The organism is Streptomyces sp. RPA4-2, assembly GCF_012273515.2.
In the GTDB taxonomy this organism is placed as follows: Bacteria; Actinomycetota; Actinomycetes; order Streptomycetales; family Streptomycetaceae; genus Streptomyces; species Streptomyces kaempferi.
This window is the reverse complement of sequence record NZ_CP050975.2, coordinates 8,424,771-8,439,807: the sequence shown is the minus strand read 5'-3', so window position 1 is coordinate 8,439,807 and position 15,037 is coordinate 8,424,771. Positions and strand designations below refer to the sequence as shown.

At 70.1% G+C, this 15,037-nt stretch carries 16 protein-coding genes and 2 pseudogenes; 11 read left to right on the top strand and 7 right to left on the bottom strand.

Annotated elements, in window-relative coordinates; translation table 11 throughout:
- Positions 1 to 91: 91 nt before the first annotated feature.
- A complete protein-coding gene (locus tag HEP85_RS36900; RefSeq protein ID WP_168531791.1) occupies positions 92 to 838 on the bottom strand; it encodes an NAD(P)-dependent oxidoreductase in 747 nt (248 codons plus the stop codon).
- A 280-nt stretch (positions 839 to 1,118) separates the two neighbouring features.
- Between HEP85_RS36900 and HEP85_RS36895 the strand changes: the two genes are divergently transcribed.
- From HEP85_RS36895 to HEP85_RS36875, 5 genes are all read left to right on the top strand, one after another.
- Positions 1,119 to 1,883: a bifunctional 2-polyprenyl-6-hydroxyphenol methylase/3-demethylubiquinol 3-O-methyltransferase UbiG gene (locus HEP85_RS36895; RefSeq protein ID WP_168531790.1), complete on the top strand. Its 765-nt coding sequence runs from the start codon at positions 1,119 to 1,121 to the stop codon at positions 1,881 to 1,883.
- 214 nt (positions 1,884 to 2,097) lie between these two features.
- Positions 2,098 to 3,339 (top strand): NAD(P)/FAD-dependent oxidoreductase, encoded by a 1,242-nt coding sequence (locus HEP85_RS36890; protein ID WP_168531789.1) that lies wholly within the window; start codon positions 2,098 to 2,100, stop codon positions 3,337 to 3,339.
- Positions 3,340 to 3,482: 143 nt separating this feature from the next.
- Complete coding sequence (locus HEP85_RS36885) at positions 3,483 to 4,226, top strand: PIG-L deacetylase family protein (RefSeq protein ID WP_168531788.1); 744 nt, start codon at positions 3,483 to 3,485, stop codon at positions 4,224 to 4,226.
- A gap of 76 nt (positions 4,227 to 4,302) precedes the next feature.
- A complete protein-coding gene (locus HEP85_RS36880; RefSeq protein ID WP_168531787.1) occupies positions 4,303 to 5,403 on the top strand; it encodes a phenazine antibiotic biosynthesis protein in 1,101 nt (366 codons plus the stop codon).
- Positions 5,403 to 6,815: an aldehyde dehydrogenase family protein gene (locus HEP85_RS36875; RefSeq protein ID WP_369658014.1), complete on the top strand. Its 1,413-nt coding sequence runs from the start codon at positions 5,403 to 5,405 to the stop codon at positions 6,813 to 6,815. The genes HEP85_RS36880 and HEP85_RS36875 overlap by 1 nt, the downstream gene beginning before the upstream one ends.
- Here HEP85_RS36875 and HEP85_RS36870 read toward each other — a convergent pair.
- Positions 6,802 to 7,431, bottom strand: coding sequence for a DUF5134 domain-containing protein (locus HEP85_RS36870; RefSeq protein WP_168531786.1), 630 nt, complete (start codon positions 7,429 to 7,431; stop codon positions 6,802 to 6,804). The two genes, HEP85_RS36875 and HEP85_RS36870, sit on opposite strands and share 14 nt — an antisense overlap.
- 8 nt (positions 7,432 to 7,439) lie before the next feature.
- Entirely contained in the window at positions 7,440 to 7,580 is a 141-nt protein-coding gene (locus HEP85_RS36865; RefSeq protein WP_168531785.1) for a hypothetical protein, read from the bottom strand.
- A 326-nt stretch (positions 7,581 to 7,906) separates the two neighbouring features.
- Here HEP85_RS36865 and HEP85_RS36860 point away from each other — a divergent pair, with 326 nt between their 5' ends.
- Positions 7,907 to 8,806, top strand: coding sequence for an RNA polymerase sigma-70 factor (locus HEP85_RS36860; protein WP_369658013.1), 900 nt, complete (start codon positions 7,907 to 7,909; stop codon positions 8,804 to 8,806).
- A 285-nt stretch (positions 8,807 to 9,091) separates the two neighbouring features.
- Positions 9,092 to 9,589 (top strand): Ohr family peroxiredoxin, encoded by a 498-nt coding sequence (locus tag HEP85_RS36855; RefSeq protein WP_168531784.1) that lies wholly within the window; start codon positions 9,092 to 9,094, stop codon positions 9,587 to 9,589.
- Between the two features lie 64 nt (positions 9,590 to 9,653).
- Here the strand turns inward: HEP85_RS36855 and HEP85_RS36850 are convergent, their stop codons facing one another.
- Together HEP85_RS36850 and HEP85_RS36845 are read right to left on the bottom strand one after the other, a co-directional pair.
- Positions 9,654 to 9,809 carry a hypothetical protein gene (locus tag HEP85_RS36850; RefSeq protein ID WP_248002589.1) on the bottom strand — a complete coding sequence of 52 codons (156 nt, stop codon included), beginning with the start codon at positions 9,807 to 9,809 and terminating at the stop codon, positions 9,654 to 9,656.
- Positions 9,779 to 9,856, bottom strand: a pseudogene (locus HEP85_RS36845) (ferredoxin family protein); the annotation flags it as partial. The pseudogene HEP85_RS36845 and the gene HEP85_RS36850, both read right to left, overlap by 31 nt.
- Positions 9,857 to 10,152: 296 nt before the next feature.
- Between HEP85_RS36845 and HEP85_RS36840 the strand changes: the two are divergent.
- The 3 genes and pseudogenes from HEP85_RS36840 to HEP85_RS36830 form a co-directional block, all read left to right on the top strand.
- Positions 10,153 to 10,657 (top strand): annotated as a pseudogene (locus tag HEP85_RS36840) (succinate dehydrogenase); the annotation flags it as partial.
- A 165-nt stretch (positions 10,658 to 10,822) separates the two neighbouring features.
- The gene (locus HEP85_RS36835) at positions 10,823 to 11,569 is read left to right on the top strand and encodes an SDR family oxidoreductase (RefSeq protein ID WP_168531783.1); all 747 of its coding nucleotides are present in this window, start codon (positions 10,823 to 10,825) and stop codon (positions 11,567 to 11,569) included.
- Positions 11,570 to 11,729: 160 nt separating this feature from the next.
- Positions 11,730 to 12,329, top strand: a complete 600-nt coding sequence (locus tag HEP85_RS36830) for a YceI family protein (RefSeq protein WP_168531782.1) — start codon at positions 11,730 to 11,732, stop codon at positions 12,327 to 12,329.
- Positions 12,330 to 12,419: 90 nt separating this feature from the next.
- On the opposite strand, the gene HEP85_RS36825 is transcribed toward HEP85_RS36830, so the two are convergent.
- Entirely contained in the window at positions 12,420 to 12,686 is a 267-nt protein-coding gene (locus HEP85_RS36825) for a WhiB family transcriptional regulator (RefSeq protein WP_168531781.1), read from the bottom strand.
- A 456-nt stretch (positions 12,687 to 13,142) separates the two neighbouring features.
- Here HEP85_RS36825 and HEP85_RS36820 point away from each other — a divergent pair, with 456 nt between their 5' ends.
- A complete protein-coding gene (locus tag HEP85_RS36820) occupies positions 13,143 to 14,063 on the top strand; it encodes an RNA polymerase sigma-70 factor (RefSeq protein WP_211118129.1) in 921 nt (306 codons plus the stop codon).
- A gap of 20 nt (positions 14,064 to 14,083) precedes the next feature.
- Here the strand turns inward: HEP85_RS36820 and HEP85_RS36815 are convergent, their stop codons facing one another.
- Positions 14,084 to 14,947: a sigma factor gene (locus HEP85_RS36815; protein WP_168531779.1), complete on the bottom strand. Its 864-nt coding sequence runs from the start codon at positions 14,945 to 14,947 to the stop codon at positions 14,084 to 14,086.
- Positions 14,948 to 15,037: the final 90 nt, after the last annotated feature.

Sequence of the window (15,037 nt, the reverse complement as noted above, 5' to 3'; positions counted from 1 at the left end):
CACGAGGACGTGTCACCGGTATGGCGTGATGCCGGCCGAACGTCACCGTGAGGGGCGCCGCCGGACCCGGTCACGCCGCACATGGCGCCCGTCAGCGTGCGACGACGTTGTCCAGCTCCTCACCCGCGGCGAACCGGGTCAACTGGCGTCGGACAAGTTCTTCGAGACGTGGCCACAAGGACGGAGTGAACGCGCCGACATGCGGGGTGATCAGCACGCCGGGTGCTCCCCAGAGCGGATGTCCCGCCGGGAGCGGCTCGGGGTCTGTCACGTCGAGTGCGGCCCGCAGCCGTCCCCCGTGTGCCTCCTTGAGCAGGGCGCCGGTGTCGACGACGGCCCCCCGGGACACGTTGACGAGCAGTGCTCCGTCCTTCGGAGCGGACCCGACGGTGCCATAGCCGACGATGAGCACAGACCGCTCGTACAGGGACGGGAAGACTCGCGGCCGCCATGCCTCGCGGTCCTGGTCGTGCAGCAACTCCGGTATTCCCCGCAGGGAGGCGAGGATCAGGGTCAGGGCCAGCTCCGCCGTGCTCCCGGCGGGGACGCCTCGCGCGTTGCACAAGGTCACGTCACGCGGGATCCGGTCCAGTTCCGCCCGCAGTTCGTCGGTACCGGAACTGAGTGCCTGAACCACCCGGAGACGAGTCATGCGGGCGACGGGCTTGCCGATGATGTCGATGTCCTGGGTCAGCGGCGGGACGTAGAACTCCGCATCCGCCGGATCCGCTGGGAAGACCGAACGGCCGCCCCAGCGGGCATGGTTCAGATCGCGGGGCAGATCGGTGAAACTGCCGAACTGCGCGGTAAGCCATACCTGTGGGAAGCTCGCGGTCATGTCGACGTGCTCTGCTTTCACTCCGGATTCGCGGGCCGGACGCACACGGCACACGGGCCCGGCGCACCGTCATGGGGACACTGACCTGTGTCGCGGCGCGGTCAAGCGACAAGCTGTGGCCGGTCCGGCTCCGAGGCCGGCACCAGAGAACTGACTGCGCATGCCATCCACCTGTGACAGGGGCGGCCTATGACGGCGATCACCACCACCCCGCGCCGGCGAGCTGCTGACTCGTCGTCACCGCTGTCACAGGCGCGGCCCACGTGCTGTCTTGCTGGACATGCGCCCTGTCACAGCGAGAGCACCGATCGCCCGGACCCGACCCGGCTCCTACGCCGTCACGGCGGAGTTCTACGACATCCTCCAGGCAGCCGAGGACGAGAGGCTCGTCCGTGACCTCTACGGCCGGGAAGTCGCGAAGGCCCGTCTCGGCGTGCTGGACATCGGTGCCGGTACCGGACGGGTCACGCTGATGAGCCTGGCCGAGTCCCGGGTCGGCGTGCACGCCGTCGAGCCGGCCCGGGCCATGCGCACGTCCTTGATGACCCGCCTCGCCTCCCTGCCCGCGCGGGAGAGGGAGCGGGTGACCGTGCACCCGCACACTCTGGACGAGGCGGCTCTGCGCGCGGTCGCGGACGTGGCCGTCTGCCACAACGCTGTTGCCTGTCTCCCGCCGGCCGCGCGGCGCGCGCTGTGGCCCGCGATCGGCGCGGCCCTCGTCCCCGGCGGTTCGCTGTTCCTGCAGCTGCCGCCTGCCCGGCTTCCTGCCCGGAGCGTCGAGCGGGTCCTGCCCGAGCAGCGGGTCGGCGAGCACACGTACGGCGGAGACATGGTGATGTCGGCCGCCGGTGACCGCATCCGCACCCGCGTCGACTACTGGGTCCGGGGTGCGGAAGGTCTGCTGCGGGAGCACACCGAGACGTTCTGGATGTGGCCCGCCTCGCGCTCGCGGATGATCGACGACCTGGCACTGGACGGATTCGTCCCGTCGCCGGGGCATGACGATCCCGGCTTCCTGGGGGTGACGCTCCGATCCCCCTGGTGAGACAACGGATCACACGTCCTGGTCCGTTGGGCCGGGCGGACGTGTGCAGGACGGGTGCCGGTGTCCACGCGATGACGGCGGGAGGAACGCCGACGACGGCCGCCCCCGGCGTGCCGGCGCGGGTGTGTCACAACGAGTGTCGTCGCCCGGTCTCATGGATGACCGCTCCACACGCCTCGCTGTGTGTGCCGCACGACCTGGGACTGGGATCATCATGTCGCGTGAGAAGACGTTTGTCGTCGTAGGGGGCGGCCTGGCCGCCGGCAAGGCCGCGGAAGAACTGCGCGAGCACGGCCACGACGGGCCGCTCCTCGTCATTGGGGACGAGGAGGAGCGGCCCTACATCCGACCGCCGCTGTCCAAGGGCTATCTGCTGGGCAAGGAGGACCGCGAGTCGATCCACGTGCACCCCGAGGGCTGGTACCGGGAACACGGAGTCGACCTGCTTCTGGGCACGAGCGTGACCTCCGTCGACGCGCGGGCCAGGGAGGTGACGCTGGACGACGGCCGTCGCCTGCCCTACGCCAAGCTGCTGCTGGCGACCGGTTCCTCACCCCGCCGCCTGTCGGTCCCGGGGGCGGACCTGGAGAACGTGCTGTATCTGCGGCGTGTGGGCGACAGCGAGCGTCTCAAGGCCGCCTTCACCGAGGGCGCGCGGATCGTGGTGGTCGGCGGCGGATGGATCGGGCTGGAGGCGGCAGCGGCGGCCCGGACGGCCGGGGCGCAGGTGACCGTGCTCGAGCACGCGGAGTTGCCCCTGCTCAAGGTTCTGGGACGGGAAGCAGCCGAGGTCTTCGCCGGCCTGCACCGGGAGCACGGCGTCGACCTGCGTCCCCGCACCCAGATCGAGCGCGTCACCGGGACCGGTGGCCGCGTTACCGGGGTCCGGCTCGCCGACGGCAGCCACCTGCCCGCGGACGCCGTGGTGGTGGGGGTGGGCATCACACCCAACGTCCGTCTCGCCGAGGAGGCGGGCCTGGAGGTACGCAACGGCATCGTCACGGACGAGCACCTGAGGACGTCCATGGCCGACATCCACGCTGCCGGCGACGTGGCCAACGCTTACCACCCGCGGCTCGGCCGGCACCTGCGCGTGGAGCACTGGGCCAACGCTCTGCACCAGCCGCGCACCGCCGCGCTGAGCATGCTGGGCAAGCTGGGCAAGGACGCGGCCTACGACCGGCTGCCGTACTTCTACACCGATCAGTACGACCTCGGGATGGAGTACACCGGCTACGCCGAGCCGGGCGGCTACGACCGTGTCGTCTTCCGCGGGGCACGCGACGAACGGCGCTTCATCGCCTTCTGGATGTCCGGGAACCGGGTCCTGGCAGGAATGAGCGTCAACGTGTGGGACGTCATCGGCACGATCCGCACCATGATCGAGTCCGGCGTGGAGACCGATGACGCCGTCCTCTGTGATCCGGCGGTTCCCCTGGAGAGCCTTCTCCCCTGACCCGACGGCCAAGCACAGTCGGCACGACGGTCGCGGCGCAGGCGCGAACAGGCACCACGGATGTCGTGCCACCCCGTCAGCTGACGGGGCATCGGCCCCTGGCCGGCTGCCCGCCCACAGGTACGACCGACGAGAGCAGACACATGACCGACAGCCCCCTTCCACCGCTGCGTCCGATGCCGGACGACTGGCGACGGGCACTCGCCGTGGTGGCCCATCCCGACGATCTCGAGTACGGGTGCTCGGCCGCCGTGGCCTCCTGGGTGGCCGACGGACGGCAGGTCGCCTACGTACTGGCCACCCGGGGTGAGGCCGGTATCGACACCCTGGACCCCGAACGAGCCCGGTCGTTGCGCGAGGCGGAGCAGCGTGCGGCCGCCGCGGCCGTCGGCGTTTCCACGGTCGATTTCCTCGACCATCGGGACGGTGTGATCCAGTACGGCGTGCCCCTGCGCCGCGACATCGCCGCGGCCATCCGGCGTCACCGGCCCGAGATGGTGATCACACTGAACCACCGGGACACCTGGGCCCACAGTGCCTGGAACACCTCGGACCACGTGGCCGTGGGACGCGCCGTACTGGACGCGTCGGCGGACGCCGGCAACCGCTGGATCTTCCCGGAACTCACCGGCCAGGGACTGCAGCCCTGGGACGGCGTCCGGTGGGTGGCCGTCGCCAACTCGCCGACGCCGACGCACGCGGTCTCCGCCGAGCCGGGCTTCGAACAGGGGGTGCGGTCCTTGCTCGAGCACAGGACGTACCTGGAGGCGTTGACCGAGGAGGACCCCGAGACGTACGCGCGCCGTTTCCTGGCCGACACCACCCGCGCGCACAGCCCACGGTTCGGCAGCCTGCCCGCCGTCGCCTTCGAACTGTTCAGCCGGTGACCGGACGCCTCCGGATCTCACCCGCCCCGGTGCACCTCAGTCACGCGCACGCGACCGTGCCGAGAAAGGACCATCCATGACCTACGAGTCCCCCGCCGTTCTGGACGCCGGACCGTCCGACGGCGTCGACCCGGACGAGTTCGTGCGTGCGGCCATGCGCTGGCACTTCGACCCGGCGACCGGCTCGCGGTACTGGCTCGACCGGGCCGACCGGCTCGCCTTCGATCCGCGGTCGGACGTCAAGGGCGTGGACGACCTGTCGCTCTTCCCCGACCTGACCGACGAACTGCGGGACGTCCCGGTGGCGGATCTGATCCCCCGTGGCTACGGGAGCGGCGCCCGATTGGTCAACGTCTTCGACAGTGGCGGCACGACCGGGGCGCCCAAGCGGGTCGTCCAGCTCGCCGACTGGATGCGGCACAGTACGGATCAGGTCGACAAGCGTCTCCGGGACCACGGCCTGCCCACCGGTACCCAGTGGCTGACCGTGGCTCCGACCGGCCCACACCTGGTGGGGGACGTGCTGCAGCGGGCGGCAGGGTCCCTCGGCGGCCCGGGGCTGAGCATCGACATGGATCCCCGCTGGGTGAAGAAGCTGATCGCCGCGGGCCGGAGCGACGAGGTCGAGTCGTACACCGACCACCTCGTCGAGCAGTGCCGGCGGATTCTGCTGACCCAGGACATCGGGGTACTCGCCGCCACCACCCCGCTGCTGGAGCGCTTCGCGAACGAGGACGACCTCCTGGAGCGGATCAACGGCTCCCTCCAGGCGATCATCTGGGGTGGCACGCACATGGACCCCGACACCCGCCACCTGCTGAGCACGGAGGTCTTTCCCGAGGTGCCGCTCATCGGCATGTACGGCAACACCATGATGCTCACCGCACTGCTCGAACGGGTCGGTCTCGACGCGTCGCAGCCCTGCGTCTTCGACCCGGTGTCGCCGTACGTGTTCCTGTCGGTCGTGTCACCCGACACCGGGGAACGGGTCGAGGTCGGTGAGCGGGGCCAGGTGGTCGTCAGCCACGTCAGCAGATCCATGCTCATCCCCAACAACACGGAACGCGACACGGCCGTGCGCGTGCGGCCGGCCGACGGTCAGGCGGGCGACGCCGTCGCGGACGTGGCGCCGGTGCCCACGGTGAAGGGCGAAACCGTGATCGAGGGCGTGTACTGATGACGGCTGCCGAGGTCACCGGGCCGGTCCACCTGGACGCGCTGGGCCCCCGCGGCCCGTACCGAACGCGCGGGCCGAGCCCGGTGACGGATGTGTCCGGTGCCGAGGTGGCGCGGCTGAGCCTGGTGCCGCCGGTGTACGTCCGGCGGGCGCTGGCCGCGCTGCGCAAGGCGGAGGCGCTGCCCGCGGCCGGCGTCGACGCGCTGCTGGGGGCCGCCGGCGAGGAGTTCGCCACCGGCACGGTCGGCGGACTGGGCGTACGCGAGTACGAACACCTCGTCAGCCGTACTTCCGGCACCCCGCTGACGGTGGTGCGAGCCGCGACGCGGGGCACGGCGCGGTTCGTCGCTCTGGCCCGTTCGTCCGCCGAGCAGGGCAGGCCGCGCGGTGCGGTCTCCGACCGCCGGGACCCGGCCCTGGAGGCAGGGCACGCCGTATGGGCCCGCCGGGGTGACGTGTTCGCCGTCAACGCCTCCGGCAACCATCCCGGTGTGCACCGGCTGTGGCTGGAGGCGCTGGCCCTCGGCTACCGCGTCGCCGTACGTCCGTCGCGGCGGGAGCCGTTCACCCCGCACCGCCTGGTCGGGGCGCTGCACCGGGCGGGGGTCCGGGAGGACCAGCTGGTGTTTCTGCCCACGGACCACCAGACCGCCGACTCGCTGATCCGCGGTGCCGATCGTGCGGTGGTGTACGGCGGCGACGAGGTGGTCGCCCGGTACGCCCACGATCGGCGCGTGTTGCCGCAGGGGCCTGGCCGGACCAAAATCCTCATCACCGCGGACACCGACTGGCGGGAGCACCTCGACACGATCGTCGGCTCGGTCGCGGACGAGGGTGGCACCGCGTGCGTCAACGCCACCGCCGTCTTCGTCGAGGGCGATCCGGCGCCGCTCGCCGAGGCCGTCGCGGCCCGCCTGTCCCGGCTGCCCAGTGCGCCGCCCCAGGACACCCGGGCGGTTCTCCCGGTGTGCCCGCTGGACCGGGCACGGGCCCTCGACTCGTACCTGAGGTCGGTGGCGGCGGGGACCCGTGCCTGGCTCGGTGGTGACGGCGTCGTCGACGACCTCGGTGACGGAAGTGCCGTCCTGCGTCCGGCCGTCCATCAGGTCGGCAGCGCCAGTGCCGCGCAGCTACGGACCGAACTGCCGTTCCCCTGTGTGTGGGTGGCGCCCTGGAACCGCTCGGACGGTACCGCTCCGCTGAGGGACACACTCGTGCTCTCGGCCCTCACCCGCGACCACGCCCTGCTCGACGCGCTGCTGGCGGAACCCACCATCGCCAATGTGTACGTCGGTGACCACCCGACCTACTGGATGGCTCCGGGCGTGCCCCACGACGGTTACCTCTCGGACTTCCTGATGCGCGGCAAGGCCGTGGTCGGTGCCCTGGGACACGCGGTCAGTGGGGCATGAGCACCATCACGGCCGTCCCCAGCGCCATGGCTCCGTCCCGCACGTGACCGTACGGGTCCGTCGCGGCGGCGCGATGGGCGGCGGCCGTGGCGGACCGCAGCGAGGGCATGGGACGGGTCAGCGACCGCATCGCGCACCCAAGGAGATACACGGCCAGCAGGCCGGTGACCCATACACCCGTTGCCGACGCGCCCGCGGTGTGGCCGAGTGCCGCGCCGTGGTGCGCGACCGGGATGCCTCCGGCCAGGGTCTCGTGGGAGGGGACCGCCCGGCCGTGGGGCGTACGCAGCATCCAGGCCATCGCCGCCATGCCGGCCGCGGGCCGCAACCGCCCGGCGACCGCCGCCGCCGTGTCCACCGTGCAGTGGTGGAGAGCGGTCAGCGGGAACCACAGGGCGGCCGCCGTGAAGAGGGCCGTCATGGTCCGGCCGGACAGCGATCGGCCGGGACTCCAGATCATCGCCGCCATGGCCACGGCCATGACGAAGTGCAGCAGGTGGTCCACCCGGTCGCGCCCCGTACCCGGTGACCGGACGCCGTGCCGCAGTACGTGCGACGCCGCGAGGGCGAAGAGCACCGTCAGCATGACGCGCACGAAATCGACGGGAGTGTCCATGGAGCGGCTCAGCGGAGTGAACGCGGGGGCAGGTCACCGCCGGGACCGCCGGACCCGCCACCCGCCTCGGCCAGGTGCTCCGGCTCGCCATCGGGCTCGGTACGGACCGTGCTCCCGGCGAGGACCAGGGATGCGGCGTCCTGACGCACCTTCGCCGCACTCCTCCCGGCCGCCGTTGCCTCCCGGCCGCCGTGGTCGTGTGATGACCTCTTGTCCGACACCGTGTGCGCCTTCCTTGGTCCATGGCTGTTCCCACACTTGACCGGGTGTGCAATCGATTCGTGACAGGCAACGGCCGCAAAGGGTGTGGTCCCGAGACCGGTCGGGTGCCCCGTCCCGCGACGGCAGGTCCCTGACTGATCGAATGCCACGGTGTGCCACCGAAAGGCGTCGGACGCGATCATGCCACCGACCCCCGAGCGTCCCTCGGTGGCCGCTTGTAGCATGGCTCGCACGAAGCCAGAAGGGGAGATCCATGCACGCTGGCGCCCATCCCGACAACCTTGGCCAAGCGACGAAGGAGTTCCTTTCGGCGCGTCCGCAGCTTTTCGGCATCGCGTATCGCGTCCTGGGCGGCAGTGCGGCGGAGGCTGAGGACGTCGTGCAGGAGACCTGGGTGCGATGGCAGAACACGGACCGCGCGAAGGTCCACGAACCCGCCGCCTTCCTGACCACGGTCGCCACCCGCTTGGCGATCAACCTGGCCCAGTCCGCCCGCGTACGCCGTGAGTCCTACGTGGGGCCGTGGCTTCCCGAGCCCGTCGACACCAGTCATGATCCGCAGCTGGGCGCGGAGCGAGCCGAGGCCCTGGAGATGGCGGTTCTGTTGCTCCTGGAGAAGCTGAATCCCGTGGAGCGCACCGCCTACGTGCTACGGGAGGCGTTCGACTATCCCTACGGACGGATCGCCGAGATCCTGGAGACGACCGAGGCCAACACCCGTCAACTGGTGAGCCGCGGGCGCAGGCACCTGGCCGCCGAGCGCAAGGAGCACGTCACGCCGGCAGCCCATCGGCAGCTGCTGGAGGTGTTCCTCTCCGCCGCGCGAACGGGCGACCTGTCGGTACTGGAGGACGCGCTCACCGCCGACGTCGTCAGCTACTCGGACGGAGACGGGATCCGCGGCGCGTCCAAGATCCCGGTGGTCGGACGGACCCATGTCTCGCGTTACCTCGTGGCCTTCGCCCCGCGCTTCTGGCGGCAGGCGGACATCCGGTGGGTCGAGGCGAACAGCCGGCCGGCCGTGCTGGTCTCGTCCGGCGGGGTGGCTGTCGCCCTGCTGTCCGTCGACATCTCGGCGGAGGGCATCGAGCGGATCATGTGGGTGATGAACCCGGCCAAGCTGGCGCCCTACGTGGCCTCTCTGAGCAGCTGACCTGCTGTCGGGGGTTCTCGGGTCGGCAACGGCAGGCGTCACAGGAACGGTTGCCTGTCGGTCATCCAGTAGTCCGGACCCCGGACCCTCCCACCACCCTGAGGACAGACAACGTGACGTGCGTGGTGTGTGCGGTGCGACGCAGCCTGCGAAAGAGGGCACCCGGGTCTCACCGGGGCAAACCGCCGCCCTGCCCGTCACCGCCCCCTGGCACCCCGGGCCCCCGTGTACGCGCTCCCGGCCGTCCGCCGGGAAGCCGTACCGCGACGACATCGGAGTCATGCCGTGACCGAGCGGATCCAGTTGCCCACCCTGTCGACCGAAAAGGACTACGACGGCGACGAGTTCTTGCCCATCTACACGACCACCGTGACCGTGCACGGCGGTGTGGCCTTGCACGGGCGGGCCTCCGGGCGGGCACGCTCGTCCGACGGCGCCCTGGACCTCGATCTGCGCATGCCCGCCGAGCTGGGCGGTGACGGCAAGGGAACCAATCCCGAGCAGCTCTTCGCGGCCGGCTTCGCGGCGTGCTTCCACGGCGCACTGAGCCTCCTGGCGCGGCAGGAGGCACTCGACCCTGCGCTCATCTCCGTCGTGGCGACCGTCGCCTTCGGACGGGATCCCGAGGACGGTGGCTTCGTGCTCCATGTCGACCTGGTGGTGCAGTGGCCCGGTGTCGCCGCGGACGTGGCCACCGGTCTGCTGGAGAAGGCCGACACGTTGTGTCCCTACGCGCGTATGGCCTGGAGGGGTACGCCGACGACCATCACGCTCGCCTCCTGAGCGGTACGTCCGGCAGACGTCGGCCGCCGCCCCCGCGGCGGCCGCTCGTCGTGGGCGCGGCCGGTCACGACGGGAACCACAGGTCTGCGTCGGCGGCTTCCTCCTTGCGGACGGCGAAGACGGAGACGTCCTTCTTGTGAAGGCTGTGCGGGGGCAGGGCCGCTACCAGGGGGTGGTCACCGGGTGCGTGATTGAGTCCACCGGGCACTCGGTCACACACGCCCGGTCCATGATGTCGACACAGGGCTGCGCGATGACGTACGTCATTCCATTCCATTCCTCCTCCTCGCCGTCGAACACGTCACGGGGCCGGGTTCGTGCGGCCGTCGGCTCGTCGGTAAGACCGGGAATGCCTTCATGTTGTGACACGTGATGCACACTCTCGGTGGTCACCACTGTCGGTTCCGCGCCTCGCGGAGCCGCCGCCGGCTTCAAGACCGGACTCCCGCAGGGCCCCATGTGTGGGAAGAGCCGTGCCGGGCGTCGGAGCGGCTCTTGTCACAAACCGCCGCCCAGCCTGGTCCTAGCGGTGACCACCCAGAGCGACGGGAGTAATCGTGCCCTCGGAGTCACTGACCGCGCAGCCCCGGTCCGCGGCCGCCGTTGGCCAGGCCCGCGCCGAAGTGGACGAACTGCTCGCCGCCGACGGACCCGAGAACGTCCGCGCCCTGCAGCGCGCCATCCGCAACACCATGACCGAACACGCCGGCGTCGTCCGTGACGAACAGGGTCTGCGCGCCGGCCTGGCGGAGCTGGACACCATCGAGAAGCGCATGGAGAACGTCGGAGTCCACCCCCGACATCGCCGGCTTCCAGGACCTCGCCCACGCCTTCGTCCTCAAGTCGGCCGCCCTGGCGGCCCGCGCCACCCTCGAAGCGGCCCTGGAACGCCGGGAAACCCGTGGTTGTCACAACCGCAGCGATTTCCCCGACACAGACCCCGTCTTCCGCGTCAACCTCGTCTGGTCCCCGACGACCGGGATCACCCACGAGGGCATCCCCGCCATCCCGGATGAGATCGCGTCCCTCATGGCGGATGTCTCCACCGAAGGAAAGCTCGTCGAATAGCCGCCCACCACCCCCCGCGCCCGCGCGCTTCCCCGCTTTTTTCAAGGCTATTGAGCCTCGGCACAACAAAAGTCAGGGAATGCACCGTGACGTTGTCACAGGAAGCGTGTACACCCGGTCTTTTCTTACACGGACGACAACGCGCATTGCCGAAAGGATTTCAACATGAAGGTCGTAGTGATCGGCGGTACCGGACTGATCGGCTCGAAGCTGGTCGCCAAGCTCGACGAGCATGGTCACGAGGCAGTGCCGGCCGCCCCCAACACCGGCGTCAACACGCTCACGGGCGAGGGCCTGGACGAGGTCCTGACCGGCGCCTCGGTCGTGATCGACGTCTCCAACTCGCCCTCCTTCGAGGACCACGCCGTCATGGAGTTCTTCCGTACCTCGACCACCAACCTCCTCAAGGCCGAGACGGACGCCGGCGTGACCCACCACGTGGCCCTCTCCGTGGTCGGCACGGACCGGCTCCAGGAGAGCGGCTACTTCCGTGCCAAGCAGGCGCAGGAGGAGCTGATCAAGGACTCGGGAATTCCGTACTCCATCGTTCACGCCACGCAGTTCTTCGAGTTCATGAAGGGCATCGCCGAGTCGGCGACCGACGGTGACACCGTCCGTCTGGCCCCGGTCAGCATCCGGCCCGTCTACTCCGACGACGTGGCCGCCATCGTCGGCCGCACCGCTGTCGGCACTCCCGTCAACGGAGTGGTCGAGGTCGCCGGGCCCGACGAGTTCCAGCTCGACGAGCTGATCCGCAAGGGCCTGGCCGCCAAGAACGACCCGCGCAAGGTCGTGCCCGACGCGCATGCCCCGTACTTCGGTGCGGAGCTGCAGGAGACCACGCTGCTGCCCGGTCCGGACGCGCACATCGCGGAGACCCGTTTCACCGACTGGCTCGCCCAGCAGCACTGAGTCGCCGGGCGGCGGCCCTGGGACAGGGCCCGCCACCCGCGCGAGGGCCTGTCGTCCGCATCGCGGCACGGCAGGCCCTTTCCACATCCGGCACGGTGCCGGTCGGGAGGCCGACACACCTTGCCACCGACAGACGGCAACCACAGAGAAGGCAACCATCATGCTGGTTCAACGCCATCAGGCCGATTCTCCCGGCTCCGGCCCGTACCCGGCGGTGACCGGTACCTACACCGTCGACCCGGTCCACAGCACCATCGGGTTCTCCGTCCGGCACGCCATGATCTCCAATGTCCGCGGAAGATTCGACCGTTTCGAGGGCCTGCTCAAACTCGACGGCTCCAGCCCGTCCCGTTCCGAGGCGTACGTGAGTGTCCAGACCGACAGTCTGGACACGGGAGTCCCGGAGCGCGACGCGCACCTGGGGGGACCCGCCTTCTTCGACTCCGCGACGTTCCCCCTGATGAGCTTCCGTTCCACCGGCATCGTCCCGCTCGGCGGCGACGAGTTCCGCATCATGGGCAGTCTGCGCATCAAGGACATCGAGTTGCCCCTGGACATCGACGTCGTCTTCGTCGGTGCCGGCGACGCCGCCCACGGGCAGCACCGGGTCGGCTTCGAGGGCACGGCCACCCTGCGGCGTTCCGACTGGGGGCTGGCCTGGAACACGCCCCTGGAGACAGGGGGAGTCCTCGTCAGCGACAAAGTGACCCTGACCCTGGACGTCTCGGCGGTCCGGGTCGACCCGGACGCGGCGGCCTGACGAAAAGCCGATGTGGGTGGGCGGGGTGGTCCCGGTTCCGGGACCACCCCGCCCACCCACATCGGTGACGGCCGGCGACGGCATCCGCGCTCAAGCGGCGCTTTCCGTCGCCGTCAGCTCGCGTATCGCCCGTCGCCGCAGGGCGCGGCGTTCCCCTTCCGTCGTGCCGCCCCAGATGCCCTCGACCGGGCCCGCGTCCACGGCCCACTCCAGGCAATGCGCCATCACCGGGCAACGACAGCAAACGGCCTTCGCTTCGTCCGTCTGTACCGCTACCGGACCACTGTTGACATTGCCTATCGGGAAGAAAAGGTCAGGATCTTCGCGTAGACAGAGACCCCGTACGCGCCAATCCATGGAACACCTCCTACGTGAGGAACGGGGAACGGATACTGGTTCGGGCGGTGGCTTTTCGTGTGGAGGAATGTCAGGAACGCGGTGCGCAATGCATCACCGCTTTTCACTGGAAAGACCGAACGGTCGGCGCGTGTGTGACATCGGGCCGCTACCGACCGCAGACGGCGCGAAGCGTCGGTACCCACAGTGATCCACTGACCGGGAAGGCCCCGGCCCCCGGCCCCGGGCGCTGTCGGCTCGCGTACGGGACCGGCTGCCCGCTTGCCGGACGTCGGCAAGAAATCCCTCGCGAAACCGTTACGAAGAGCCTGCGCCGCCGGTCACTTGGAGCGGAGGTGATCGCACCGCCGCCAGAACCCTCAGCACGCCGGCCGCCGCCCTGGCGGTTCCCGGCAGACGGCCCCATGGCCGCGTCCGCGAGAACACCGGTACCAGCGAAACGGAGACCCAAGGAACATGTATCCACAGGCGCCCCCCGTGGGAAACGACATGAGCGAGGCCGTTTCCGTCTTCGTAGAGCTCCGGCCACGTCTCTTCGGCATCGCCTACCGCGTGCTGGGCAGTGCGGTGGAGGCCGAGGACGTCGTCCAGGAGGTGTGGCTGCGCTGGCAGCGGACCGACCGTGCCGTCGTGGTCAGCCCCGTGGCGTTCTTGTCGAGCGCCACGACACGGCTGGCCATCAACGTGGCTCAGTCAGCCCGCGTCCGCCGCGAGACCTACATCGGCCCGTGGCTGCCCGAGCCCGTCGACACCAGCAATGACCCGGAGGTCGGCGCCGAGCGGGCGGAAGCACTGGAACTCGCCCTGCTCCTGGTACTGGAGAAGCTGCCCCCGACCGAGCGCGCCGCGTACGTCCTGAGAGAAGCCTTCGACTACGGCTATCCCGAGATAGCGCAGATCCTCCAACTCAGCCCCGTCAACGTGCGGAAGATCGTGAGCCGGGCGCGCAGACACCTCACCGACGACCAGCGGGACAGCGTCGACGCTGCCGAGCACCGCAAGCTGCTCGATGCCTTTGTCGCCGCCGCTCGACAGGGGGACGTCGCCTCACTGGAAGCACTGCTCACACCGGACGTGGTCAGTCTGTCCGACGGGAACGGCATCCGGGGAGCAGCTCGCGTTCCCGTCCTGAGCCGTGCCCGCGTGGCGAACCTGTCGACCGCCTATCCACGGTTCTGGCCGACGGTCGAAGTGGAACCGGTCGAGGCGAACGGACGAAGCGGGATCCTGCTCCACCGGGACGGCCGAGCCGCCACTTTCATGACCATCGCGGCCACGTACCGGGGCATTCATCAGGTGCTGTGGGTCTTCAACCCGAGCAAGATCGCCGCCTTCATCGGCTCCCGCTCCCGCCGGGCGACCATCCGAGGCGTCTGATACCGGCCCGGAGCGGCATGTCAGGGACGAGGACGGTTCCAGGAGCGCAGTTTGTCGGGGTTGAGGACCACCCAGACCTCTACGACACGGGAGCCGGCTACGTCGAGGGCGACGACCGCGGCGACCTGGTCGTCGTAGCGCGCCACGAGGCCGGTGGATCCGTTGACGGGGTGGGTGCGCAACGTGGTGCGCGGGTGCCGGGCAAGCAGGGTCAACAGGCTCCGGGCAACTCCTTCGCTGCCGGTGACAGGCCGCGTCACCGTGCGGACCTTGCCTCCGCCATCGAAGAACGCGGTGACGTCGGGAGTCAGCAGGGACGCCAGACGGCCTGCGTCCTCATCGGCGCATGCCTGTCGTACGGCGTGAGCGATCCCGTCCTGCCGACTTGGTGATGCCGGCTGTGCGCGCCGGGTGCGAAGGCTGTGACGGGCCCGGTTCGCCGGCTCGGCGCATTCCGGTTCGGGCTGTCCCGGGCTGCCCTCGACCGTGCCCACCGCCGTTCCCAGGGCGTCGCTGAGCACGAACGCCGCTCTCTCGGCCGGTGACAACGTCTCCGGTTTCGGCGGGAGCACCGCGCCGACTCCGCCTTCCGGGCCGGTATCGCACTGTCCCCTCTCCCCCACGCACCGCTGTGCGGTGCCGTAAGGGTCCGGCGGGGTCAGCCGCTCCAGGCAGATGGCACCCACGATTTGGCTCAGCCAGGCCCGTGGCGACCCTATCCGGGACCGCTGGCGATCGGTGAGCCCGTACCACTCCCGATACGCCTCGTCGATGACACGCTCGGCCGCGACGGCGCTGCCCAGCATCCTGTGAGCGACCTCCAGCAGATGCCGCCGCTCATCGAGCAACTCCGCGATCGGCACGGTGTCACCGGCAGGTCCCATACCGCCTTCTCCCTCCCGACGGCCTCTCAGCACCGTTGCCACCGCGGCGGTGTACGCCCTGGAAGGTATCCGGCCGTGTCCGGGAACGCC

Excerpts from the sequence above, each read along its gene's own strand:
- HEP85_RS36900 (WP_168531791.1), bottom strand. The coding sequence starts at position 838 with ATGACCGCGAGCTTCCCACAGGTATGGCTTACCGCGCAGTTCGGCAGT.
- HEP85_RS36895 (WP_168531790.1), top strand. The coding sequence starts at position 1,119 with ATGCGCCCTGTCACAGCGAGAGCACCGATCGCCCGGACCCGACCCGGC.
- HEP85_RS36890 (WP_168531789.1), top strand. The coding sequence starts at position 2,098 with ATGTCGCGTGAGAAGACGTTTGTCGTCGTAGGGGGCGGCCTGGCCGCC.
- HEP85_RS36885 (WP_168531788.1), top strand. The coding sequence starts at position 3,483 with ATGACCGACAGCCCCCTTCCACCGCTGCGTCCGATGCCGGACGACTGG.
- HEP85_RS36880 (WP_168531787.1), top strand. The coding sequence starts at position 4,303 with ATGACCTACGAGTCCCCCGCCGTTCTGGACGCCGGACCGTCCGACGGC.
- HEP85_RS36875 (WP_369658014.1), top strand. The coding sequence starts at position 5,403 with ATGACGGCTGCCGAGGTCACCGGGCCGGTCCACCTGGACGCGCTGGGC.
- HEP85_RS36870 (WP_168531786.1), bottom strand. The coding sequence starts at position 7,431 with ATGGACACTCCCGTCGATTTCGTGCGCGTCATGCTGACGGTGCTCTTC.
- HEP85_RS36860 (WP_369658013.1), top strand. The coding sequence starts at position 7,907 with ATGCACGCTGGCGCCCATCCCGACAACCTTGGCCAAGCGACGAAGGAG.
- HEP85_RS36835 (WP_168531783.1), top strand. The coding sequence starts at position 10,823 with ATGAAGGTCGTAGTGATCGGCGGTACCGGACTGATCGGCTCGAAGCTG.
- HEP85_RS36830 (WP_168531782.1), top strand. The coding sequence starts at position 11,730 with ATGCTGGTTCAACGCCATCAGGCCGATTCTCCCGGCTCCGGCCCGTAC.
- HEP85_RS36825 (WP_168531781.1), bottom strand. The coding sequence starts at position 12,686 with ATGGATTGGCGCGTACGGGGTCTCTGTCTACGCGAAGATCCTGACCTT.
- HEP85_RS36820 (WP_211118129.1), top strand. The coding sequence starts at position 13,143 with ATGTATCCACAGGCGCCCCCCGTGGGAAACGACATGAGCGAGGCCGTT.
- HEP85_RS36815 (WP_168531779.1), bottom strand. The coding sequence starts at position 14,947 with ATGGGACCTGCCGGTGACACCGTGCCGATCGCGGAGTTGCTCGATGAG.